This is a genomic window from Streptomyces albus subsp. chlorinus (genome assembly GCF_013302895.1).
Classification (GTDB): Bacteria; Actinomycetota; Actinomycetes; order Streptomycetales; family Streptomycetaceae; genus Streptomyces; species Streptomyces chlorinus.
Window position 1 is genome coordinate 5,718,109 of record NZ_VJOK01000001.1, and the last position, 25,129, is coordinate 5,743,237.

Genomic DNA, 25,129 nt, shown 5'->3' on the forward strand with positions numbered 1-25,129 from the left:
GCCGACTGAGCGGCGACCGGCGCCGCGCGGGGGCCGGCAGGCCGGGACGGGCCCGGCACACACAGAGACCTGGCCTGGGCACGCACCGTGTCCGGGTCACCAGACAGGCACAGTTCTCGGGGAAGAACCGGGGCATGTTGGGGCGTTATGCCCCACACAGGGAGGCGGAATGACAGAGACGACGAGCGGCCCGGCACGCGGTTCCCGCGCGAAGGGCGGCAAGGCGAACAAGGGACTGCGCATCGAGCGCATCCACACCACCCCCGGAGTACACCCGTACGACGAGGTGACCTGGGAGCGCCGCGACGTCGTCATGACCAACTGGCGCGACGGCTCGATCAACTTCGAGCAGCGTGGCGTCGAGTTCCCCGACTTCTGGTCGGTGAACGCGGTCAACATCGTCACCAGCAAGTACTTCCGCGGCGCCGTGGGCACCCCCCAGCGGGAGAACAGCCTCAAACAGCTGATCGACCGTGTGGTGAAGACCTACCGGGACGCCGGTGAGAAGAACGGTTACTTCGCCTCCCCGGCGGACGCCGAGATCTTCGAGCACGAGCTGGCGTACGCCGTGCTGCACCAGATCTTCGCCTTCAACTCCCCGGTGTGGTTCAACGTCGGCACCAAGCAGCCGCAGCAGGTCAGCGCCTGCTTCATCCTGTCCGTCGACGACTCGATGGAGTCGATCCTCGACTGGTACAAGGAAGAGGGGATGATCTTCAAGGGCGGCTCGGGAGCCGGCCTGAACCTCTCCCGCATCCGCTCCTCCAAGGAACTCCTCTCCTCCGGCGGAAACGCCTCCGGACCCGTCTCCTTCATGCGCGGCGCCGACGCCTCCGCCGGCACCATCAAGTCGGGCGGCGCCACCCGCCGGGCGGCCAAGATGGTCGTCCTCGACGTCGACCACCCGGACGTCGAGGCCTTCATCGAGACCAAGGTGAAGGAGGAGGAGAAGATCCGCGCCCTGCGCGACGCGGGCTTCGACATGGACCTGGGCGGCGAGGACATCACCTCCGTCCAGTACCAGAACGCCAACAACTCGGTGCGCGTGACCGACGAGTTCATGAAGGCCGTCGAGTCGGGCTCCAAGTTCGCCCTGCGTGCCCGCATGACCGGCGAGACCGTCGAGGAGGTGGACGCGCGCAAGCTCTTCCGCAAGATGGCCGAGGCCGCCCACGTCTGCGCCGACCCCGGCATCCAGTACGACGACACCATCAACCACTGGCACACCTCACCGGAGACGGGCCGCATCACCGCCTCCAACCCGTGCAGCGAGTACATGCACCTGGACAACTCCTCGTGCAACCTCGCCTCGCTGAACCTGATGAAGTTCCTGCGGGACGACGACGCGGGCAACCAGTCCTTCGACGCCGAGCGGTTCGCCAAGGTCGTCGAGCTGGTCATCACCGCGATGGACATCTCCATCTGCTTCGCGGACTTCCCGACCGAGAAGATCGGTGAGACCACCCGCGCCTTCCGCCAGCTGGGCATCGGCTACGCCAACCTCGGCGCTCTGCTGATGGCCACCGGGCACGCCTACGACAGCGACGGCGGCCGGGCGCTCGCCGGTGCCATCACCTCCCTGATGACCGGCACCTCCTACAAGCGGTCGGCCGAACTCGCCGCCGTCGTCGGCCCGTACGACGGCTACGCGCGCAACTCCGAAGCGCACAAGCGCGTCATGAAGCAGCACAGCGACGCCAATGACGCCGCCACGCGCATGGACGACCTCGACACCCCGGTGTGGGCGGCCGCCACCGAGGCGTGGCAGGACGTCCTGCGGCTCGGTGAGAAGAACGGTTTCCGCAACGCGCAGGCGTCGGTGCTGGCCCCGACCGGCACCATCGGCCTGATGATGGACTGCGACACCACCGGCGTCGAGCCCGACCTGGCCCTGGTCAAGTTCAAGAAGCTCGTCGGCGGCGGCTCGATGCAGATCGTGAACAACACGGTCCCCAAGGCCCTCAAGCGCCTCGGCTACCAGCCCGAGCAGATCGAGGCCATCGTCGAGCACATCGCCGAGCACGGCAACGTGGTGGACGCGCCCGGTCTCAAGCCCGAGCACTACGAGGTCTTCGACTGCGCCATGGGCGAGCGCTCCATCTCCCCGATGGGCCACGTGCGGATGATGGCGGCAGCCCAGCCGTTCCTCTCCGGCGCCATCTCCAAGACGGTCAACATGCCCGCGAGCAGCACCGTCGAGGACGTCGAGGAGATCTACCTCCAGGGCTGGAAGCTCGGCACCAAGGCGCTGGCCGTCTACGTCGAGAACAGCAAGGTCGGCCAGCCGCTGTCGGCCAAGGCCAAGGAGGAGAAGAAGGCGGAGGCCGAGCCGGAGAAGGTGGTCGAGTACCGCCCGGTCCGCCGCCGCCTGCCCAAGGGCCGGCCCGGCATCACCACCTCCTTCACGGTGGGTGGCGCCGAGGGCTACATGACGGCCAACTCCTACCCGGACGACGGCCTCGGTGAGGTCTTCCTCAAGATGTCCAAGCAGGGCTCCACCCTCGCGGGCATGATGGACGCCTTCTCCATCGCCGTCTCCGTCGGCCTCCAGTACGGCGTGCCGCTGGAGACCTACGTCTCGAAGTTCACCAACATGCGCTTCGAGCCGGCCGGCATGACGGACGACACCGATGTGCGGATGGCGCAGTCGATCGTCGACTACATCTTCCGCCGCCTGGCGCTGGACTTCCTGCCGTTCGAGACCCGCTCCGCCCTCGGCATCCACTCGGCGGCCGAGCGCCAGCGGCACCTGGAGACCGGCTCCTACGAGGCGACCGAGGAGGAGTTCGACGCCGACGCGCTGGCCCAGTCCGCCCCCAAGGCCGAGCAGAGCCCGCAGGTGACCCCGCGGGAAGAGGCCAAGGACGCCAAGGACGCGCAGCGCACGGTCACCGAACCGGAAGCCCCCGCTCCGGCACCGCGTGAGGCCCACAACTCCACGGAGCTGCTGGAGATGCAGCTCGGCCTCAACGCCGACGCCCCGCTGTGCTTCTCGTGCGGCACCAAGATGCGCCGCGCCGGCAGCTGCTACCTGTGCGAGGGCTGCGGCTCGACGAGCGGCTGCAGCTGAGCGCGTCGCGGGGGCTTGACCGCGGCTGAGGTCGCGCCCGGCTCCGGGTCCCGAGCGCGGCCTGTCCCGGCAAGCCGCGTCGGGGCAAGCCGCGTCGGGGCAGGCCGCGCTCGGGTGGACGCCGCGACAGGCGTCCCGCCTCCCGGATAGGCATCGCGATCCGAGGCTGGGCATCGCGATCCGAGGCGGGGGCCGGCTGAAGGGCCGGTCCCCGCCTCGGTGTGTGCCGGGGCCGGTGTGTGCCGGGGCCGGGGCCGGGGGCAGACGGTGAGAAACCGGAGGAGGGGAGCGGGGAGAGGGGAACATCAGTGCGGAGTCGGACCGGTCCGCCGCTCGGGACGAGGGGTCGCCGGGATGGCCGTACGATAGCGCGGTGCTGGTCAAGTGGATGCGCTGCACCGTCGTCGACCGCCCGGGGTTCGCGCGGGCACAGCGGAAATGGGCCGGACTGCTCGGGGAGCCGGGCTTCCGGGGCCAGGGCGGCGGATGGAGCCGGACCCGGGAAGGGGTCGTGCACCTCTTCGGCTTCTGGGAGAGCCGGGCTTTCTACGACTCCTTCATGGCGCGCTCGCACGACCGGCTGCACGCCGCGCAGATCGGCACGTACAAGGACATGCAGGTCCGGCTCTTCGAATACCGGTTCGATGTAAAGACCGGCTTCCGGCCGGTCTTCACCGATGCCGACCTGCTGCGCGTGGCCCACTGCCGGGTACGTCCCGAACGGATCGAGCACTACATCCTGATGCAGGAGAAGGTGTGGAACCCCGCGATGGCCGGTTCCCCCGGCATGCTGCGCGGAGTCTTCGCGCAGGCGAACACCGAGGACGAGTTTCTCGTCCTCTCCATGTGGGACTCGACCGCCGAGTACGGAAAGTACCGGGTCGAGCGCGTCGAGCGGCTGGCGTTGCGTGCCCAGACGGGGGCGGACGTCACACACGTCGCCGGGGACGTCATCGATCTGGAGCCGTCCTGGACCGTCTGACCTAGGGTGGAGTTCATGGCACGTCCTCGGCGCATCGTCCTCCTCCGGCACGGTGAGTCGGAGGGAAACTCCGACGACACCATCTACGAGCGCGTGCCCGACCACGCTCTGCCACTGACCGAACGCGGACGGCGGCAGGCCGGGGAAGCCGGGGAACACCTTCGCCGAATATTCGGCAGCGAACGCGTCTCCGCCTACGTCTCCCCCTACCGGCGCACCCGCGAGACCCTCGCTGCTCTCGGCATCGGCCCTGACCAGATGCGGGTACGGGAGGAGCCCCGGCTGCGCGAGCAGGACTGGGGCAACTGGCAGGACAGGGAGGACGTGCGGCAGCAGAAGAAGTACCGTGACGCCTACGGCCACTTCTTCTACCGCTTCGCACAGGGCGAGTCCGGAGCCGACGTCTACGACCGCGTCGGTGCCTTCCTCGAAAGCCTGTGGCGCAGCTTCGAGGCCTCCGACAACCCTCCCAACGTCCTGCTCGTCACCCATGGGCTCACCATGCGGCTGTTCTGCATGCGCTGGTTCCACTGGACCGTGGAAGAGTTCGAGTGCCTCTCCAACCCCGGCAACGGTGAGATGCGCACCCTTCTCCTCGGCGCCGACAACCGCTACCACCTCGATCGCCCCTTCGAACGCTGGCAGGCGCCCCGCCCGTACGGGGCATACGGCTAACATCGTCGGAACATGAGCGCTCGAACCCCTGTCCCCTCCCGCGGTGAGCGGGTCGCCCGCGCCCTGGCCAGCCTGCGCGGCCTTGCCGTGGGCGACGCCCTGGGCTCACAGTTCTTCGTCCCCGGCAACCTCCCCTTCCTGCGCCGCCGCGAGGTGCCCCCGGGCCCCTGGCAGTGGACCGACGACACCGAGATGGCAGCCTCCGTCGCCGCCGTGCTCGCCGGGCACGGTCACGTCGATCAGGACGCACTGGCCGCCTCCTTCGCCGAACACCACGACTTCGACCGCGGCTACGGCCCCGCGGTGAACCGGATGCTGCGCCTCATCCGCCAAGAGGGCGGCGACTGGCGCGAGTTGGCCTCCTCTCTGTTCGACGGCCAGGGCTCCTGGGGCAACGGGGGCGCCATGCGGGTGGCCCCGCTGGGCGCCTGGTACGCCGACAACCCGGAACGAGCGGCCGGCGAGGCCGCCCGCTCCGCCGAGGTCACCCACCGGCACCCCGAAGCGGTCGCGGGAACCCGCGCCGTCGCCGCGGCTGCCGCCCTCGTCGGCGCCGACGCCGTTCGACAGCTTCGACAGCACGGCGCGGACGCCACCGGCCACGGCGGCAACCCCCATGGGGCCGCCGGTCCGGCCGGTGGTGGACACGCGGATGGCGCGAGCGCACAGCAGCTCACCCCCGAGACCCTCCTGACACAGGTCCTGGAACTCGTTCCCCGCAGCGCGGTCCACGCGGGACTGCGCCGTGCCATCGACCTGCTCGACTACGCCGACGTGGGCACCGTCGCAGCCGTTCTGGGCTGCGGACGGCATACCAGCGCCCAGGACACCGTTCCCTTCACCCTCTGGACCGCCGCCCGCCACCTGCGCGATTTCCGCGGAGCCTGCTGGACCGCTGCCGATGCCGGCGGCGACGTGGACACCACCTGCGCCATCGTCGGCGGCGTCCTCGCGGCCGGCGGACCCGTCTCCGCGCCGCCCCGGGAATGGGACGAACGGACCGAGGCATTTCCGACCTGGCTCCTTGAAACGCTGAGGTGAACTCGCGGTAACCTCCGCAAGCGGAAACACCCAGCTCCATTACGCGGACTCTCCGTCACCAATTCGCCCCCTTCCGCGATCATCGCGCGCCTTTCCGTCCCCCCGTCCCTCCCTTTTGCGGAGTCCCCTGAACTCGCCGCCCCCCTAGCGGATACGCTTGGTATTGCCATGCCGTACGAGTCTCCAACCCATCGCGTCGAGCGCTCGATCCGCGCCACCACCGGCGCCAAGATCGTCGCGGGAGTGGACGAGGTCGGCCGCGGGGCCTGGGCCGGACCCGTCACGGTCTGTGCCGCGATCACAGGACTGCGCCGCCCTCCCGCCGGTCTCACCGACTCCAAACTCATCCCCGAGCCGCGCCGCAGCGAACTCGCCGAGGAACTGACCAAGTGGGTCACCGCCTATTCCCTCGGCCACTCCACCCCGGAGGAGATCGACGAGCACGGCATGACCGCAGCTCTCCGGCTCGCCGCCGTACGCGCCCTCGAGGGCCTGCCGCAGCGCCCCGACGCCGTCATCCTGGACGGCAAGCACGACTACCTCGGAGCGCCCTGGCGGGTCCGCACCGTCATCAAGGGCGACCAGACGTGTGTCGCCGTCGCCGCCGCCTCGGTCATCGCCAAGGTGCGCCGCGATGCCCTCATGGCCGAACTCGCCCGGGAGCACGAAGAGTTCGCCTTCCAGGACAACGCCGGGTATCCCTCCCCGGTGCACAAGGCGGCCCTGGAAAAGCGCGGACCCACCCCGCACCATCGGCTCTCCTGGGCCTATATGGACGCACTGACCCGTTGGAAGCACCTCAAGCGCAACCGGAGCGAGCCCGCAGAACAGATCGGCCTCTTCTGAACCCCAGCCGGACGGCACTGTCACACGGCACCGGAAACCATCCGGGGAATAGCCCCGCATGCCGAACCCGCTGACACTGCTGATTCCTTCATTTGATAGACAACACCTCATGCCTCTCACTCCCGAGGAGCCACAGATTTACGAGAGCGTCCCGGGCACCCGCGCCTCAGCGGGAGCGTCCCGAACCCCGCAGGCACCGCGCCCCGCAGCCCCCATTCCCGGCCCACGTCCTGTGCCGCGCCCCGCACCGCCGCGCACCGACAGCAAGGGCCCCAACACCCCCGGCCGTCCCGGCGCGCCCAGCCGAGGGAATTCGCCGGACCAGCAGTCCAAGCCCGCCGCCCCGGCTGCCGGGACGGCCCAGATCCAACTCGTCGCCGCCACCGAGGCGACCGCTGTCGAGGTCGCCGACGACACCGTCGACAAACTCCTCGACGACGGTCGCGCACCCGGAGAGATACTCGTACTGACCACAGGCGCGCAGCACCCGTGGGCCGAGCACGAACTCTCCTTCGGCGAGGACGCCTACTGGCGCCAACTCGGCGATGCCGAGGACGTGTTCTGCGCCCACACCTCCTCCGTGTCCCGTACGGCTCAGCGCCCCATCGTGCTGCTCGCGGTGAACGGCGGCACCGACCCCGAGGTCGCGGCAGCACTGCCCGCGGCCCTGGAGAAGGCCACCGAACAGCTCATCGTCTGCGGCGACCCCGAACGCCTGCGCGCCCTGCTGTGACCCCGCAGTCGTCACCCCGGCCATGGTCGCGGTGACGACTGCGGCCCGCGATCACGCCGTGGCCCGTGGAACGGAGGCCCGCATCACCTGGTCCGCCGTGTCCGCCGGCGGCGCTTCCGTGCCGTCGTTCCGCCGCCCGGCCACCGGACCGGCCGAGGGTCGCTTGCCGCTTTCGTCCCCTCCGAGTACCTGCCACCCCGAAGGCGTCAGGGTGAGATAGGCCCCGCAGCGCAACCCGTGCAGCGTGCAGGCGTCACGCAGGGCCCACATCCACGCACCGTCCAGTTGTGTCCATTCGGGCTCACCGAACCGGCAGCACAGCAGTACCGCGGTGCGTACGGGAACCCGGCGGCGTAAATCGTGAGGGACGATCCGGCGCAGTTGGTCCAGCAGGTCGTTGCGGTACTCCCAGCCGTTCGGCCGCGTGGCACCGGGAGCGAACGACGCGCTGGCGACGAGCCGTTCGCCCGGCCCGAGTACACCGACCACCACGGTCGGCGGACGAGGCAGGTGCAGTCGGTGGAGACTGGTCACCAGAGCTTCGGGGTCATATGGCGAGGGGATACCAGCGGCTGCCCATTGGGAGGGCTGGACAACGCGCCTGTGTCCCGATGCGGCTCCGAGAGTGGGAGCTGAAGCAGAACCGAAGGCCACGTTGCTCCCTCCGTCCGTGGTGCTTCCCTCCGTGCGTGCCGCAGCGCTCCAAGGCGCTGTGGGGCGCGGCGACGAACGCGAAGAGCAGCACCGGGCCTCCTGCGGCTGTCTCTCCCCTTATTCCCGCAGCGCTTCTTGTTTCCCCTTCTGTGCCTCCTCCGGTTGAGGGAGATATGGACGGTTCTGCCGCGCGGATCCGATCGAGGACGGGCGACAGACCGGTGACTGTGACGGTGATTGTGACTGCGACGGATCGAGCATGGGTCACGTCTCGTGGAGGGTGACGGATCGTGGGCTGACGGGGTAGATGGGTTGGCGGTGGTTCGGGAGGAAGAGCCGTTGGTCTGCTGAGCGTCCGCCTGCCGTCCGCCATCGGTTGTCTCCGTGTCTCCGTGTCTCCGAGGGTCAGCCTTGCACTGCCAGTACCAAGGGCAGCACCTCCTTCGCGCCGGCCTGGCGGAGCATCCTGGCGGCCACGGCGAGGGTCCAGCCCGTCTCGGTGTAGTCGTCGACCAGCAGGACCGGTCCGTTCGCGGCCGTCACGGACGCGGCAAGCTCCGGTGGCATCTCAAGAGCTTCGTGCACCGCGCGGAGGCGCTGGGCTCCGTTGCTGCGAGGTCCGTTCAGGAGGCCGAACTCGTCCCGGCAGGCCACCGCGCCCAAAAGAGGCATCCGTCCGATGTCGGCGATCCGCTCCGCGAAGGACCGCACCAGCTGCGGGCGGGTGCGGGACTCGATCGCCACGACCCCCACGGGCCGCTCTGCGGCATCCGGACCCTGCGAAGCCCATCCGCCGGGCCCCTTGGCCCAGTCGGAGAGAACCGTCACCGCGCCGTGCAGCACATCGTCGGGGACCGGACCGTCGCCCGCCTGTGCCGACAGGAGCGGGCGCAACCGGTTCCCCCAGCCGATGTCGGAGAGCCGGCCCAGTGCGCGCCCGGATGCCGCTTGGTGCTGCTCGGGGATCCGGCCCTTGAGGTCCATACCGACCGAGGGCATACCCGTCGGCCACATCTTCCGCGGTTCGACCCGCACGCCGGGCCTGCGCAACTCGCCGCGGGCCGCAGCCACGAGGGATTCGTCGACGTCCGCCTCGAACCTGCTGCCTGCGCAGTTGTCACACCTGCCGCAGGGGGTCGCCTCCTCGTCGTCGAGCTGGCGCCGCAGAAACTCCATCCGGCACCGGGGGGTCTCGGCGTACTCACGCATCGCTCGCTGCTCCGCCTGGCGCTGGCGTTCCACCCAGGCATAGCGGTCGGCCTCGTAGTGCCACGGGTTGCCGGTGGCGACCCACCCGCCCTTGACCCGTCGTACCGCACCGTCGACGTCGAGGACCTTCAGCATCATCTCCAGCCGGGAGCGGCGCAGCTCCACGCGGGGTTCGAGAGCCGGGAGCGACATGGGACGGTCCGACTCAGCCAGCACATCGAGTGTGCGACGTACCTGCTTCTCGGGCGGGAAGGCGAGCGAGGAGAAGTACCGCCAGATCGCTTCGTCCTCCTGGCCGGGGAACAGCAGGACCTCGGCATGGTCCACGCCTCGGCCGGCGCGTCCCACCTGCTGGTAGTAGGCGATGGGAGAGGAGGGCGAGCCGAGGTGGACGACGAAGCCCAGGTCCGGCTTGTCGAAGCCCATCCCCAGGGCCGAGGTTGCGACCAGGGCCTTCACGCGGTTGGCGAGGAGATCGGCCTCGGCGGCCTCCCGGTCCGCGTTCTCGGTCTTGCCCGTGTAGGACGTCACCTCGTGACCGCACTGGCGCAGGAAAGCCGTGACCTCCTCCGCGGCCGCCACGGTGAGGGTGTAGATGATGCCCGAACCCGGCAGGGATTTGAGGTGTTCCCCCAGCCAGGCGAGGCGGTGCGCCGCGTCGGGCAGCCGCAGGACGTGCAGGCTCAGGCTCTCTCGGTCGAGGGGGCCGCGGAGCACCAGCGCGGGGGTCGTGCCGGCCGGGCCACCGGTTTCGCCGTCCGGGCCGCCGGTGCCGAGCTGGTCGGCGACATCGGCTGTGACACGTGCGTTGGCCGTCGCGGTGGTCGCCAGCACCGGAACCCCGGAGGGCAGCTCGGCGAGCATGGTGCGGAGTCGGCGGTAGTCGGGCCGGAAGTCATGGCCCCAGTCGGAGATGCAGTGGGCCTCGTCGACCACCAGGAGGCCGGTGGAGGCGGTCAGGCTGGGGAGCACGTTGTCGCGGAAGTCCGGGTTGTTCAGGCGCTCCGGGCTGACGAGCAGGACCTCGACGCTTCCCGCGGCGACCTCCGTTTCGATTGTCCGCCACTCCTCCGGGTTGGAGGAGTTGATCGTGCGTGCGTGGATGCCGGCCCGCGCGGCGGCCCCGACCTGGTTGCGCATCAGCGCCAGCAGCGGGGAGACGATCACGGTCGGCCCCGCGCCCTGCTTGCGCAGGAGAGCGGTCGCGACGAAGTACACCGCGGACTTGCCCCAGCCGGTGCGCTGGACCACCAGTGCCCTCCGCCGCTCGGCGACGAGCGCCTCGATGGCTCGCCACTGGTCCGTGCGCAGCCGGGCCGCGCCTGAGCGGTCGCCGACGAGGTCGGCGAGCACCGAGTCGGCTTCTCGTCGCAGCTGTGTGTCACTCATGCGTCCATGCAACCCGATGCCCGGAGTCTTCGAAGAATCGGGTTGTGGATAACTCACGATTTGTATGACGAACATACGAGTCGGTTTGGCTGTGGATAAGTCGCGCCGTCGTATTTGCGATCTCGGCCACTGTCGACGCATGACACAGCACGACCGCGAAACCGGCGGCACCGAACCGATCACGCCCGGCACCGGACAGGTGAGCGTCTCCCTGCGCGAGCCTGCCGAACTCGCCGAGGCGTTGCCCTACCTCCTCGGCTTCTATCCGGACGACTCCCTCGTCGTGGTGGCTCTCCACGGCGAACGTGGCCGCTTCGGCGGCCGGCTCAGGATCGGCATTCCCGATACCGAAGGCGGCCGGGCGGCACTGGCACCGCAGATCGCGGAGTGTCTTGACGTCAGCGCGCGAGCCCGCGGAGCCAGGCCCGACGGCGCCTTGGTCTTCCTCTGTCAGGAGCCGGACGAAGGGAGCAACGGCCGGGAGGTCATGGAACGGCTGCGCCCACTTGTCCAGGACCTCCGCCTCGCCTGCGGGAAACGGGAGATGCCCGTCTACGAGGCCCTGTGCCTCTCGGATGGGCGGTACTTCTCCTACTGCTGCCCTGACCAGCGGTGCTGCCCACCTGAGGGGGTCCCGCTGGGCCGGTCCGGTACCTCGGCCATGGCCGCCGCCGCGGCGTATGCCGGGATTCCCATGCACGGATCACTGCGGGAGATGGAGAAACGGCTGACCCCACTCGGGCCGCCGTTCTCCGACGAACAGAAGCGGGCGCTCGACAGCCTGAGCCTCCAACTGACCCCTCGCATGCTCAGGGACGAGGACAGGAAGCAGGTGCGGACCGAGACCCTGGCCCTTCTCGGGCAACTTCTGGAGCGCTTTCAGCGTCGTGCCCCGAAGGCCGCCACACCGTCGGGTGAGGACGCGCACGACGACGGTCTGCTGAGCCACGACGAGTGCGCGGCGGTGATTCTCGGGCTCCAGGACCGTGAGACGCGTGACCAGGCGGCCGAGTGGATGGAGGAAGTGGATGTCGCCCCCGCTCTCCGCCTCTGGCGGGCGCTGTCCCGCCGCTGCCCGGGGCCGTACGCCGTCTACTCGGCAGCTCTCCTCACGCTCGCGGGCTGGGTCGCCTGGTCGGGCGGCGACGTGCCGACCGCCAGGGTCTCCCTGGGCCTGGCCCTACGAGTCGACCCGGACTACCTGCTGGCGCAGCTCCTGCATCACGCCTGCAACGAAGGACTCGACCCCAAGCTGGTGCGCCGTTGCCTCCGGGCGGAGCGTGAGGGGCGGCGGTACGGAGAGGAGGGTGAGAAGGAGGAAGGAGAGACCGATGGCGGCGCGGGAAGTGCCTTCTGAGATCCATCGGGACCTGCTCAGGCCGAGGAAGGAGGTGTCAATGGCGCTCGCGAAGCCACTGTTTATCGTCAGGGAGACGACTATGATCACGCCATGCCCTACGATCCATCGGCTTTCCCGCCTTTCGCCGTCACCGTCGACCTCGTGGTGCTCACAGTCCGCAAAGACGCGCTCTGTGTCCTGGTCGTGCGCCGGGGGGAGCCTCCTTACCAGGGCAGGTGGGCACTGCCGGGGGGGTTCGTACGGGACGACGAGGATCTTGAGGCGGCGGCAGCGCGCGAGCTTGCCGAGGAGACCGGGCTGCGTCCACACGCCCCCGAGGGGCCAGGGGTGCATCTCGAACAGCTCGCCACCTACGGCGCTCCCGACCGTGACCCGAGGATGCGGGTGGTCAGCGTCGCCCACCTCGTTCTCGCGCCCGACCTCCCCGCTCCCATCGCGGGCGGGGACGCGCGCAGCGCCAGGTGGGCGCCGACGGACACGCTCCTGGGGCCGGTGGATGCCAACGGCTGGGACGCCGAGCAGGCGCCGCTCGCCTTCGACCACGACCGCATTCTGCTGGACGGGGTGGAGCGGGCGCGCTCCAAGATCGAGTACTCCTCGCTCGCCACCGCTTTCTGCCCGCCCGAGTTCACGGTGGGCGAGCTGCGGCGGGTGTACGAGGCGGTGTGGGGCGTGGCGCTCGACCCGCGGAACTTCCACCGGAAGGTGACGGGAACGCCTGGCTTCCTCGTGCCGACCGGTGGGACGACGACCCGGCAGGGTGGCCGTCCGGCGCAACTCTTCCGTGCTGGAGGAGCCACGCTGCTCAACCCGCCCATGTTGCGCCCGGAGATCTAGCCCGGCATCGCCGCGTGGCTGCCGTCCGGAGGGGGAGTCCGTAGGCAGTCCGCTCCGTCTCACTGCGGGAGTCGGGCGAGCGGCTTACCCGGAAAGTCGGAAATATCGCGTTATCTTGCAGTGGTGCGTCCGCCATGCGTTCTGCGGGAGAAGCGATGATTCAGGCCATCGGACTCACCAGCACGGCCCGGCGCAAGCGCCTGCCGCACGTCGACGACCTCACCTTCGAGGCGCGTTCCGGCAACGTCACGGTGCTGCTGGGCCCGGCTGGTTCGGGTAAGAGCGAAGCGCTGCGGTTGATGCTGCAACTCGTTCCAGGTCGCGGTGTGGCGCTCTTCCGAGGCCGGCCGGTACAGCGGATCCCGTATCCGGCCCGGGAGATCGGGGTCCTGCTGGGTGATGTCCCAGGGCATCCGGCCCGTACCGCCCGCGGCCATCTGCGGATGTTGACCGCGGTCGCGGGGGTGCCGGTGGAGCGGGCCGATGAAGTACTGGAGGTGGTCGGGCTCAGCGGTCTCGCCGAAGAGCGGCTGGGGAATTTCTCGCTGGGGATGGACCGCCGACTCGGGATGGCCGCGGCGCTGCTGGGTGACCCGCACACGCTGGTGCTGGACGAGCCGACTCGGGGGCTCTCGCCGCGGGAGGCCAGTTGGCTGCACGGGCTGTTGCGGGGTTATGCGGAGCAGGGCGGGCTGGTCCTGGTCGCCTCGCGCGACCCGCGGGAGGCCGCACGGATCGCCGACCGTGTGGTGTCGATCGACGACGGCAGGCTGGTCGCGGACCAGGACGCGGCGGACTTCTCACGGACGCGGCTGCGTCCTCGGGTCGCGGTCAGGACGCCGCATGCGGAGCGCTTCGCAGCCGTGCTTTCGCAGGAGGCACGGAGTACGGAGCGAACTCGCAAGGGAAGGGCGGCGGTTGAAGTGGTGTGTGAAGGGGGGAGCCGGATCTCCGTGTACGGAACGGACTGCGCGACGGTGGGGGAGATGGCCTATAGGCACGGCATCCTCGTGCACCAGTTGACGGACGAGGTGGGGGACGCGGGGGATACCTCCCGGCCCGGGCCCTTGATGAGAGCGGATGGCCGGAACTCGTCCCGGACGCCGGGGACCAGCCCAACCACCTGCCCCGCGGGGCCTTCCGGGGAGGACACGAAGCGGGCTGATGCGGAGGGTGGTTGTGCGGGCGCGGTGGAGGTCGAGCGGACTGACGGCGCGGGGGCGGCACAGAACCGGAGCGCCATCAGTTCCGGGCACGCCTCGGTTCCCGCACCGGGTGCCTACACGCCGGCCCGCGGCAGTGTGACCGCGGCTGAGGGAGCGACAAGGGGCGCAGGGGGCGCGGAACCCGGCGTGGTTCCGCATGCGGATGGCGCACCGGGTACCGAGACCGGGCGTCCGGAGGCCGGGGAACGGGACGTTGCGGAGGAGGGGAGCGGAGAACACCGGGAGTCGGCTGCTGATCGCGGCACTGATTCGGAGGACGCGCTCGTACCCACGGTGCCGGGGAAGTACCGGAGCGCCGAAGGGAGTCCGTCCGGTGAATCGCAACCGCTGCCACAAGTGACGACGGGCCGCCCAGCAACGGCCCCGCCCTCGGCCACGGCACCGACCACAGCGCCGGCCTCGGTTACGTCCACGGCATCGGCCTCAGTCCCGGCAGAGGGTTCGGCCTCTGCCCCCGCTTCGACCGCTACTGACGCGTCGGGGCCTGCCGCGCCCTCCACTCCGGTCTCGGGGCCGGACGAGCATCTGGGCGATGAGACCGTTTCGCGGCCGGAGGGAAGGGCTCCGGCAAGCCCGGATCGGGCCGGTGGGGTTGCGCGGGGTCGGGTTGGGGAGGGCTTGGCACGCGAGGGCGAGGAGCCGGGGCGAGGTTCCGAGCCGAAGAGTTCGGCAGCGTACGCCCGGGGGGCGACGGGGAAGCGGACGCGTGGTGGCATGGCCGGACACGTGCCGGGTGTGTGGTCACTGGTCCGGAGGGTCTGGGCCGTCACCGCCGGGGCGGAGGCAGGTGTGTCGGAGGAGGGAGGAGCGGCGAACGGTACGGCTCGAAAGGACGCCGCGGTCGTGCTGCCGGTGTCGCCTGTGGTGCGTCGGCCGGGGCCGATCGCGCCGGTGCGGTACGAGCTGCGGCGGTTGTTCGGTGTCCGCACGCCCTGGGTGCTGTTGGGGCTCTCGCTGTTGGCGGGGCTGATCGTTTCGGTGGTGGTCGCGGGTGTCGGTGTCGGCGCGGAGGCCGATCCGGACACGGGTCTCGCCCCCGGGATCAAACTGCTGACGGGATGGCCTCCCGGTTCGCCCTTCTTCGTGCCGCCGGCCGCACTGGTGGCCGGTTTGGTGGGGGCGACGGCATTCGGGCAGGAGTTCCGGTACCCGGCTCTTGTGCCGGCGCAGGTGCCGGTGCCACGGAGACTCGGTCTGTTGGCGGCCAAGCTCGCGGTGACGGGTGGTACGGCTGTGGCCCTTTGCGTGGCGACCGCTATGCTCAACGGCGCCACGCTGACGCTCTTCTACGGTGCGGACAGCGGCGCGTTCACCTTCCCCGCCAACAGCTTCGACCCGGCGAATCTCACCAGCTTCTCCGTGCCGAGCGGTCCGGGAGCGGCAGATATGGCGCCCTCGTTGGGGGTGCAGGTGCTCGCGGTGTTCGCGCTCTGCGTCGGTTGTGCCTGGGCCGGACTTCTGGCCGCAGGCGTTTTCCGGTCAACGCTTCTGGGCGCGGCTGCGGTTGTCGCGGTGCCGCTGCTGGTCGCGCCGTTGGTGCGGAAGGTGGCGGTCGGGCCGGAGGGGCAGTCGTTCGAGGGGCTGCCGGAACGGTTGCGTTCCGTCCTGCTCTTCCCCTGGCCTTCAGCGGTCGAGCAGTGGGGGTCGGTGGCAGGCCAGATCGCATCCCAACCGGTCGGTCGGGCTCTCACCTTGTCGGTGACCGTCCTGTTCTGCGCCTACGTTCTCACCTGCGTCAGGGGGCGGCCGAGACGGCGGTGAAGGCCTGGGTCGGTCCGACCGACTCGTCGAGCCGGCCGGGACTGCCCGGGTGCGGTGCCCGTGGTCCACTTTCGTCGACGAGCCACGACTTCGGCCCGGTTGGTGGTCCCGCATGTCGAAAAGGGCCCAAACAACGAGAGGTTCACACGTCGGTTGCGCCAATCCGGCTCGCTCAGCGGGCAGGTGGCTCTGACCACAGGTGATGTGGTCCGTTCTTTCCGATAAGGCGTCAATTGTAAGGGAGTCAGCGATCACCCTTTCGTGTGCTTTTCACCAAAGCCCTCAAGACGATGCTGACCTAGGCCGACACAAGTTGTCGTGACTACCCTTGCGCACTCCATGATGACCGCGGCTCGTTCCGTCGACACAGGCCTCGTCGGCCCGGGCGAGCTGGACCGCTACGCATACGCCGAGTCCACGGGGACGGCGCGTACCACCACCAGCGCCTCGGCGTGGGAGGGTTCCGAGGCTGATATGAACCGTGTGAACCGACGTGCGTCCGGTAGCCGTGGCAGGGGCCTGCACGGCCAACTCGTCCAGCAGCTCGGCCAGATGATCGTCTCGGGCGACCTGGGCGCCGACCGCCCGCTCGTCCCTGAGGAGATCGGCCAGCGCTTCGAAGTCTCGCGGACAGTTGTACGCGAGTCCCTGCGTGTGCTCGAGGCCAAAGGGCTAGTGAGCGCGCGCCCCAACGTCGGCACCAGGGTCCGGCCGGTCAGTGACTGGAATCTGCTGGATCCCGACATCATCGAGTGGCGAGCCTTCGGCCCGCAGCGGGAGGGGCAACGGCGCGAGCTGTGCGAGCTGCGCTGGACGATCGAGCCCCTCGCCGCGCGGCTCGCCGCGGGGCACAGCCACGACGACGTACAGCAGCGCCTCGTCGACATGGTCGAGATCATGAACCACGCGCAGGCCCAGGGTGACACCCTGACGTTCTCCCGGGCCGACGCCGAGTTCCACGGCTTGGTCCTCCAGGCCGCCGGCAACCGGATGCTGGAGCACCTCTCCGGCATCGTCTCCTCGGCCCTCCAGGTCTCCGGTGGGCCGACCGCCTGCTGCGAGCACCCCACCGAGAACGTGGTCACGTACCACCGACGGGTGGCCGAGGCCCTCGCGGCAGGTGAGGCGAGTGTCGCGGAGACCGCCATGCGGCAGGTGCTGGGTGCCCCCACCGAGTCGGTGCCCGCCGGGCAGGCGGCCCCCGCGGCGGCACCAGGGCAGGCGGCCCAGGCGGGACAGTCGGCACAGGCGACGGCTCCTGGTGTCCCCGCGGCGGCCGGTCAGTCGGGGCAGGCAGGAGGTACGGGCGCGTCCGGTGGCGCGGACCATGTGGTGCCTCCGCCCCGTGAGCACTGAGCCCCTCGGCCGCGGACGGGTCACGGGAAACCGAGCGCCGAAGCGTGGGACGCCGAGGTGCGGAACGTCGGGATTCCGGGCCACCGAGGTAAGGGAGCGCACGATGCTACGCCGGGAGCGCGAGTGAACCGGAGCGGAAGAGCGGGTGTGTGAGCCTGCTCGACGGGTTGCCCGACCTTCCCGACCTCGGTGTTCCCGTGACCCCCGGTGTTCTTGGCGCTCCTGGTGTTCCCGGGGGCTCGCGGCGTTCGTGATGTTCGCGGAGCATTCCGGCCCGGTGCCGGGTCGTGTCGCCCGGGGCGGCCTTCCTGGCCCCGGGCAACCGGCCCGGGGCGGCCTTCCTGGCCCCGGGCAACCGGCCCGGGGCGCTCGGGGGGGTGTCCGGATCACCGAACCCGCCGATACGGCCAACGCGGTTGACGGGGCTGGTACGGCTGACAGCGGATAGGGGAAGGCGCTGGGACGGCGAGGACTGCTCGTACAGCAGCCGATGTCTCGTCGCTGCTGAACCATCGACCCCGCGCCTGGCCAGAGTCGCCGGTCTCCGTTCACCGCCCGCTTGCCGTGACTCTCCGTTCCACCCGCTCCCGTCCCGCTTCCCGGGGCTCAGTACTGGAGCGGAGCGAGCGGCGAGGCTGGGTGGGAGTGGGGGTGCGCTCGTCATCGGGCGGCCAGGGGGCGGATGGAGGGCCGTGGGCCTGACCGCGTGTCGAGGGCGTGGCCGGACGCATGTTTGGGGCGTGCGGGCCATCCCCGCCCTTTCTCACCTGGTGGTCCGGCTCACCTGGTGGTCCGGCCGGTCCGCCAGGGCCGAGGCCCTCTCGTCCGCGTCCTCATCCGCCTCCTCGTCCTGTCGACCTCCTCGTCCTGTCGTCCTGTCGGCGCCAGGCTGCCGCCTGGTTTTCCGGACCCCGCCCGGCCGCCGGGCACGGGACATCGGCCGTCGGTCGCCGGCTACCGGTCGCCTCGACACGGTCACCCCGTCACTCGGTCGTCCGAGAACGCTCAAGCGACCGCGTCGGCCCAACGGCACCCCAGCAAGCAGCGCCCTCCCCGCGACTGCCCCGCCGGGTGGCCACCCCACGGAGGCGGCACGGCACGAAGGCGGCCACGGCACGAAGGCGTCACGCCACGAAGGCAGCCACGGCAGGGAAGCGGCCACTCGGGGAAGGCCGAGGTCCCAGGACCGGGCGGTGGCCGTCAGCGAGCCCGTCGGGTCCCGATCCCGACGTCGTCACCGCGACCCCACGCGCATCACCTGCGGGCGCACCACCTGTGCCCGGTCCGGGTACCAGTACGGCGTGCGTGCCGGGCCGCCGGTGGTGTACCTCTGGTGCCGTTCGTACGTGTACCCACAATCCGGCCCGGTTCGTCGTCGAGGAGATTTGATCCGGGTTTCTCCGTATATAGGTGGGTACAGGATGTGACTCGGGCCACGTGAAATGGGCGTAACGCTTCCCGCCCCCACGCGATGACTCAAGAGGTGACAGCCGAGGAGGGAATACGGGCGCCCCTTTCGGGGCTCTTGTCTGCACCGTTATTTCTCCACTGCTCCGCCCGCGCCGTCGGTTCATCCCCGCCGGCGGTCCGCCGTTTCCATCGTTCCGAGAGGTTGTTCGTGTCGGCCAGCACATCCCGTACTCTCCCTGCGGAGATCGCCGAGTCCGAGTCCGTGATGGCGCTCATCGAGCGGGGGAAGGCTGAGGGGCAGATCGCCGGCGACGACGTACGTCGGGCCTTCGAGGCTGACCAGATTCCGCCGACCCAGTGGAAGAACGTTCTGCGCAGCCTCAATCAGATCCTCGACGAGGAGGGTGTGACGCTGATGGTGAGTGCAGCCGAGGCGCCGAAACGCACCCGCAAGAGCGTCGCAGCGAAGACCCAGGCAAAGCGCACGGCCACCAAGACGGTGGCCGCCAAGACCACTCAGGTCAAGAAGGCCGCCCCCGCCAGGGCTGCCTCCCCCGCGGCTCCGGCTGCTCCCTCCTCTCCTGTCCCGGGTGCCGCGGCCGGTGCGGCAACCGGTCAGGAGGCCGGCGAGGGCGCGCCCAAGCCCGCGAAGAAGGCCGCGGCCAAGAAGACCGCGGCGAAGAAGAGCGCCGCCAAGAAGACGGCCGCTCCCAAGAAGACCGCGGCCAAGAAGTCCGTCGTCGACGAACTCCTCGAGGGCGAGGACGAGATGGTGGAGGACCTCGCCGCCAAGGCGTCGGGCAAGCCCGGTGCCGACGACGGCCCCGCCGCCGAGGTCAAGAACGAGAACGAGGGTTTCGTCCTCTCCGACGACGACGAGGACGACGCCCCGGCCCAGCAGGTCGCCGCTGCCGGTGCGACGGCCGACCCTGTCAAGGACTACCTCAAGCAGATCGGCAAGGTCCCGCTCCTCAACGCGGAGCAGGAGGTCGAGCTGGCCAAGCGGATCGAAGCGGGTCTCTTCGCCGAGGACAAGCTGGCCGCCGAGGAGAAGCTGGCTCCCAAGCTGCAGCGGGAGCTGGAGATCATCGCCGAGGACGGCCGCCGCGCCAAGAACCACCTGCTGGAGGCCAACCTCCGTCTGGTGGTCTCCCTGGCCAAGCGGTACACCGGACGCGGCATGCTCTTCCTGGACCTGATCCAGGAGGGCAACCTCGGTCTGATCCGTGCGGTCGAGAAGTTCGACTACACGAAGGGGTACAAGTTCTCCACCTACGCGACGTGGTGGATCCGCCAGGCCATCACCCGCGCCATGGCCGACCAGGCCCGCACCATCCGCATCCCGGTGCACATGGTCGAGGTCATCAACAAGCTCGCCCGTGTGCAGCGCCAGATGCTCCAGGACCTGGGCCGCGAACCCACCCCGGAGGAGCTGGCCAAGGAGCTGGACATGACGCCTGAGAAGGTCGTCGAGGTCCAGAAGTACGGCCGTGAGCCGATCTCGCTCCACACTCCGCTGGGTGAGGACGGCGACAGCGAGTTCGGTGACCTCATCGAGGACTCCGAGGCGGTCGTTCCGGCCGACGCGGTCAGCTTCACCCTCTTGCAGGAGCAGCTGCACTCGGTCCTCGACACGCTCAGCGAGCGTGAGGCGGGCGTCGTGTCCATGCGGTTCGGTCTGACCGACGGCCAGCCCAAGACGCTGGACGAGATCGGCAAGGTCTACGGCGTGACGCGTGAGCGCATCCGGCAGATCGAGTCGAAGACGATGTCCAAGCTGCGTCACCCTTCGCGCTCGCAGGTCCTGCGGGACTACTTGGACTGATCGCACAGGGCCTCGTCCTGGTGCCGCCGTGAGACGGTGCCAGGACGGCGAGGAGGACGCGGAGAGGCGCGGAAACAGCACGGCCAAGGCCGGTGGACCCCACCAGGGGTTTCACCGGCCTTCGCCGTGCTGTACGCCGCCTTCGTACTGTCTCGCCTTCGTGCTGTCCCCGTCTCGCCCTCGCGCTGTCCGCCCCGGCCTCCACCCGGCCCGTCCGGCCTCGTCGTGCCCGCCCACCTGCGCGTACGGACACCTGCGTACCTCCACGTACGTCCGCCAACCTCCGACACACGTCCGCCAACCCACGAACACGTCTGCCGACCTCCGGCATCCGTCTGTGCCGGAGCGCGCACTTCCGCCATGCCCCCATGCATCTCGGCGATGCCCCCAGCATCTCGGCGGTGCCCGCACACCTCCGCTATGCCCGCGCACTTCCGCGACGTACCCGGTTCATGCCTGCGGCCTCTCGGCGCATGGGGTACCCACATCTCCTCGGCGCCCGAACCACCGTTCGGGCGCCGTGTCACCCACTCACGGTCGCCCGGGATGCGCGCGGCGTGCGGGCGGAACACCCTGGGTAGTCACGGAGTTCCGTACGGTCAGGAGGTCGGTCTCATGCGAGCGATGCGCTGCAAGCGAACACGCGCCCCACGCACCCAGGAAGGCCCGGGAGGTCGCCCCTTCGTGCTGGGAGTGGCGCTCATAGCGGCGTTGGTGGCCCCCGCGGTCCCCCAGGCCGCGGCGCACGAGCAGGACCCCGACCGTGCCGTGATCGGAGGCTCGGCGGTGAGCGCCGAGAGCCACCCGTGGGCCGTGGCGCTCTCGAGCCGTTCCCGGTTCGGCCCCCAGCGCTCGGGGCAGTTCTGTGGCGGCGCCGTCGTCGGGCCGCGGACGGCGGTCACCGCGGCGCACTGCCTCAGCCGTGAGGTCCTGGGCGCCGATCCCTCGCAGGTCACCGACCTGCGGATCATCACGGGACGCGGGGACCTGACGGGTACGACGGGCAAGGAGGTCGCCGTCGAGTCCTCGAAGGTCAACCCGGGTTACGACCCGAAGACGAACCGGGGGGACATCGCTGTGCTGCGGCTTGCCTCCCCGTTGCCGCAGAGCGCCGTCCTCCCGATGGCCCAGCAGGCCGACCCCGCCTATCAGGCGGGAACCGGGGCGACGGTCTACGGCTGGGGCGACACGACGGGGCGCGGGGACTACGCGTCCACGCTGCATGCCGCCCGGGTGAACGTGCTGGCCGACGCGGACTGTGAGCAGGCGTACCCGGGTTCCGCCGAGGGCACCTACGACCGCGACACGATGCTGTGCGCGGGGGTGAAGCAGGGCGGCAGGGACGCCTGTCAGGGGGACAGCGGCGGGCCCCTGGTCGCCCAGGGAAAGCTCGTGGGCCTGGTCTCCTGGGGGATCGGCTGCGGTGAGCGGGGCCGTCCGGGGGTCTATACGCGGATCTCAGCGATGCAGCCCTTCCTCCGCGCCGAGGAGCGCACGGCCGTGCCGGCGGGGAGCTGAGGGGGCCTCTGAGCCGATCGGGATGCGGAGGAACGGCTGGGCCCGGACAGAGAAACGGCTGGGGTCCAGACTCTGACCGGGGGCCTTCCGGCAGGGCCTGGGCCCGGTCGGTCCCGGCCATGGGCCGCCATGGGCCGGAGTGGTCCGAAATGACGAGGGCGGACGGCCCTCCCTGGGGGCGGGAGGGCCGTCCGCCGGTTCCGGCCTGTGCCGGGTAGCTCGTCGGACGCGGACGCGAGGGCGTCAGCTCAGCAGGTCACCGTTCCTCTTCGCCGGCGGTGGGAGTCGCGGTGAGCTTCTCCGTCTCGTCCTGTATCTCCGCGGCGATCTTCTTGAGTTCCGGCTCGTACTTACGGCCGTGGTGGGCGCAGAACAGCAGCTCGCCGCCGCTCACCAGGACGACGCGAAGGTACGCCTGGGCGTTGCAGCGGTCACAGCGGTCGGCTGCCGTCAGCGGGGTCGCGGGGGTCAGAACTGTAGTCACGTCGCCTCTTCTCTAGCTCGACGAGCTGTCGTACCAGGGTCAACATCCAACCAGGCCGAAAACGTTCCCGCACTGGCCTTCATTCCCGGACTTTTTTGGCCGGGAGGCCGGATAGTTGCCGGGTGGCGGCGAATGGGCCGTATTGCAGGGGTTGGGGTTTTCCGTCTGTTGTGTTCGGACTGTCGTGGAGTTTGTGACGGTGGGTGGTGGCGGGCCCCGTCAGTGGCGCTGGCGGGCCTTCGTCGTGCCGTTGTGCTGTCGTCCGACTCCGGGGGGTTTCCTCCTTCGTTGTGGAGGACGTGCCCGGAGCCTAAACGGTTCATGCCTGGATGGGAACGTGATGTGTGTGTCACCCAGGCGGGTTATCGAACAGGATATCGAATGTGGGCTAGCATGGCGGTTCTCCTGATCCGTCTCCTGGGTCGTGCAGCACGTGCCGTCCTGGGCCTCGGTACCCTCTGACGCGGCGACCCAGCCGTCTCAAGCAGAATTCAGCGAGGAGCGAACCGCGTGACCGCCGACATGTCCGTGCCGTCCACCGCACTGCTGACCGGGGCAGACCGCGAGGGCGGTTCCAATTACACCGCGCGGCATCTGCTCGTCCTGGAGGGACTGGAGGCTGTCCGCAAGCGGCCGGGTATGTACATCGGCTCGACCGACAGCCGGGGGCTGATGCACTGCCTCTGGGAGATCATCGACAACTCGGTTGACGAAGCCCTGGGGGGCTATTGCGACCGGATCGAGGTGATCCTGCACGACGACGGTTCGGTCGAGGTCCGGGACAACGGCCGCGGCATCCCGGTCGACGTCGAGCCCAAGACCGGTCTGTCCGGTGTCGAGGTCGTGATGACCAAGCTGCACGCCGGCGGTAAGTTCGGAGGCGGCTCCTATGCGGCCTCCGGCGGTCTGCACGGTGTCGGCGCCTCCGTCGTCAACGCGCTCTCCTCCCGTCTGGACGTGGAGGTCGACCGCAACAGCCGCACGCACGCCATCAGCTTCCGCCGCGGTGTGCCGGGGATCTTCACCGAGTCCGGTCCGGACGCGCCCTTCGATCCGGCCAGCGGGCTGCTCAAGACGAAGAAGATCCCCAAGAACCGTACGGGCACCCGGGTGCGCTACTGGGCCGACCGGCAGATCTTCCTCAAGGACGCCAAGCTCTCCCTGGAGACGCTGCACGCGCGGGCCCGCCAGACGGCGTTCCTGGTGCCCGGCCTGACGATCGTCGTACGGGACGAGCGCGGGCTGGAGGAGGAAGGCGTCGCGGAGGAGACGTTCCACTACGACGGCGGCATCAGTGAGTTCTGCGAGTACCTCGCCCCGGACAAGCCGGTCTGCGACGTGCTGCGGCTCCAGGGGCAGGGCACCTTCAAGGAGACCGTGCCCGTGCTGGACGACCGTGGTCACATGATCCCCACCGAGGTGCAGCGGGAACTGGGTGTGGACATCGCGCTGCGCTGGGGGACCGGGTACGACACGACGCTCAAGTCGTTCGTGAACATCATCGCCACCCCCAAGGGCGGTACCCATGTCGCGGGGTTCGAGCGGGCCGTCACCAAGACCGTCAACGAGGCGCTGCGGGCGAACAGGCTGCTGAAGGTCGCCGACGACGACGTCGTCAAGGACGACGCCCTCGAAGGGCTGAGCGCGGTGGTGACCGTCCGGCTGGCCGAGCCGCAGTTCGAGGGGCAGACCAAGGAGGTGCTGGGCACCTCGGCCGCCTCGCGGATCGTCGCGCAGGTGGTCTCCAAGGAGCTGAAGGCGTTCCTGACCTCCTCCAAGCGGGACGCCAAGGCGCAGGCGCGCGCGGTGCTGGAGAAGATCGTCGCCGCGGCCCGTACCCGGATCGCCGCACGGCAGCACAAGGAGGCGCAGCGCAGGAAGACCGCGCTGGAATCCTCGGCACTGCCCGCGAAGCTGGCCGACTGCCGCTCCGACGACATCGACCGCACCGAACTGTTCATCGTGGAGGGCGACTCCGCGCTCGGCACCGCCAAGGTGGCCCGGAACTCGGAGTTCCAGGCGCTCCTGCCGATCCGAGGCAAGATCCTCAACGTGCAGAAGTCCTCCGTCTCGGACATGCTCAAGAACGCCGAGTGCGGGTCGATCATCCAGGTCATAGGAGCCGGGTCCGGACGGACCTTCGACATCGACCAGGCCCGCTACGGGAAGGTGATCTTCCTCGCCGACGCCGATGTGGACGGTGCGCACATTCGCTGTCTGCTGCTGACGCTCTTCCAGCGCTACATGCGGCCGATGGTCGAGGAGGGGCGCGTCTTCTCGGCCGTACCGCCGCTGCACCGGATCGAGTTGGTCAACCCGAAGAAGGGGCAGGACAAGTACCTGTACACCTATTCGGACAACGAGCTGCGGCAGACGTTGCTGGAGCTGGAGAGCAAGAAGATCCGCTACAAGGACTCCATCCAGCGCTACAAGGGTCTGGGTGAGATGGACGCCGACCAGCTGGCGGAGACCACCATGGACCCGCGGCACCGCACCCTGCGCCGCATCAACATCAGCGATCTGGAGGCGGCCGAGCGGGCTTTCGATCTGCTGATGGGCAGCGAGGTGGCGCCACGCCGGGAGTTCATCAGCTCCTCGGCGGCCACGCTGGACCGCTCCCGTATCGACGTCTGACTGACCCCCCGCGCGCCCGTCTCCTCCCGAGAGACAGCGCCTGAGTGAGCGCGACGGCCGTTCGGGAACTCCGCACAGGAGTTCCCGGACGGCCGCTCCAGGACGGCGCGGCCATGGAG

16 protein-coding genes are annotated in these 25,129 nt (G+C 69.7%); 13 read left to right on the top strand and 3 right to left on the bottom strand.

The genetic code is table 11. From position 1 onward, the window contains the following. Positions 1–169: 169 nt before the first annotated feature. From FM076_RS25030 to FM076_RS25055, 6 genes are all read left to right on the top strand, one after another. A complete protein-coding gene (locus FM076_RS25030; RefSeq protein WP_173873177.1) occupies positions 170–3,070 on the top strand; it encodes a vitamin B12-dependent ribonucleotide reductase in 2,901 nt (966 codons plus the stop codon). Between the two features lie 373 nt (positions 3,071–3,443). Next, positions 3,444–4,052 (top strand): DUF4937 domain-containing protein, encoded by a 609-nt coding sequence (locus FM076_RS25035; RefSeq protein WP_173873178.1) that lies wholly within the window; start codon positions 3,444–3,446, stop codon positions 4,050–4,052. A 15-nt stretch (positions 4,053–4,067) separates the two neighbouring features. Next, positions 4,068–4,727: a histidine phosphatase family protein gene (locus tag FM076_RS25040; protein ID WP_173873179.1), complete on the top strand. Its 660-nt coding sequence runs from the start codon at positions 4,068–4,070 to the stop codon at positions 4,725–4,727. Between the two features lie 12 nt (positions 4,728–4,739). Then, positions 4,740–5,768, top strand: coding sequence for an ADP-ribosylglycohydrolase family protein (locus FM076_RS25045; RefSeq protein ID WP_173873180.1), 1,029 nt, complete (start codon positions 4,740–4,742; stop codon positions 5,766–5,768). A gap of 168 nt (positions 5,769–5,936) precedes the next feature. Continuing rightward, positions 5,937–6,614 (top strand): ribonuclease HII, encoded by a 678-nt coding sequence (locus tag FM076_RS25050; RefSeq protein ID WP_173873181.1) that lies wholly within the window; start codon positions 5,937–5,939, stop codon positions 6,612–6,614. Positions 6,615–6,723: 109 nt separating this feature from the next. Next, on the top strand, positions 6,724–7,347 hold the full coding sequence (locus FM076_RS25055; RefSeq protein ID WP_173873182.1) for a hypothetical protein: 624 nt from the start codon (positions 6,724–6,726) through the stop codon (positions 7,345–7,347). Positions 7,348–7,398: 51 nt separating this feature from the next. Here FM076_RS25055 and FM076_RS25060 read toward each other — a convergent pair whose 3' ends face one another. Beyond that, positions 7,399–8,001: a hypothetical protein gene (locus FM076_RS25060; protein ID WP_173873183.1), complete on the bottom strand. Its 603-nt coding sequence runs from the start codon at positions 7,999–8,001 to the stop codon at positions 7,399–7,401. 405 nt (positions 8,002–8,406) lie between these two features. Beyond that, entirely contained in the window at positions 8,407–10,599 is a 2,193-nt protein-coding gene (locus FM076_RS25065) for a RecQ family ATP-dependent DNA helicase (RefSeq protein WP_173873184.1), read from the bottom strand. 139 nt (positions 10,600–10,738) lie between these two features. Here FM076_RS25065 and FM076_RS25070 point away from each other — a divergent pair, with 139 nt between their 5' ends. The 6 genes from FM076_RS25070 (at position 10,739) to FM076_RS25095 (ending at position 21,892) form a co-directional block, all read left to right on the top strand. After that, on the top strand, positions 10,739–11,956 hold the full coding sequence (locus tag FM076_RS25070; RefSeq protein WP_173873185.1) for a DUF4192 domain-containing protein: 1,218 nt from the start codon (positions 10,739–10,741) through the stop codon (positions 11,954–11,956). A gap of 93 nt (positions 11,957–12,049) precedes the next feature. Next, positions 12,050–12,796 (top strand): NUDIX hydrolase, encoded by a 747-nt coding sequence (locus FM076_RS25075; RefSeq protein ID WP_173873186.1) that lies wholly within the window; start codon positions 12,050–12,052, stop codon positions 12,794–12,796. Positions 12,797–12,951: 155 nt separating this feature from the next. Beyond that, positions 12,952–15,783, top strand: coding sequence for an ATP-binding cassette domain-containing protein (locus FM076_RS35375; RefSeq protein ID WP_173873187.1), 2,832 nt, complete (start codon positions 12,952–12,954; stop codon positions 15,781–15,783). A gap of 339 nt (positions 15,784–16,122) precedes the next feature. Beyond that, positions 16,123–17,139, top strand: coding sequence for a FadR/GntR family transcriptional regulator (locus FM076_RS25085; protein ID WP_173874986.1), 1,017 nt, complete (start codon positions 16,123–16,125; stop codon positions 17,137–17,139). Between the two features lie 1,618 nt (positions 17,140–18,757). After that, entirely contained in the window at positions 18,758–20,374 is a 1,617-nt protein-coding gene (locus tag FM076_RS25090; RefSeq protein WP_173873188.1) for an RNA polymerase sigma factor, read from the top strand. 687 nt (positions 20,375–21,061) lie between these two features. After that, complete coding sequence (locus tag FM076_RS25095) at positions 21,062–21,892, top strand: serine protease (RefSeq protein ID WP_243275090.1); 831 nt, start codon at positions 21,062–21,064, stop codon at positions 21,890–21,892. Positions 21,893–22,148: 256 nt separating this feature from the next. Here FM076_RS25095 and FM076_RS25100 read toward each other — a convergent pair whose 3' ends face one another. After that, complete coding sequence (locus FM076_RS25100; protein WP_173873190.1) at positions 22,149–22,376, bottom strand: DUF7455 domain-containing protein; 228 nt, start codon at positions 22,374–22,376, stop codon at positions 22,149–22,151. A 510-nt stretch (positions 22,377–22,886) separates the two neighbouring features. On the opposite strand from FM076_RS25100, the gene FM076_RS25105 reads away from it, so the two are divergent. After that, a complete protein-coding gene (locus tag FM076_RS25105) occupies positions 22,887–25,010 on the top strand; it encodes a DNA gyrase subunit B (RefSeq protein ID WP_173873191.1) in 2,124 nt (707 codons plus the stop codon). Positions 25,011–25,129: the final 119 nt, after the last annotated feature.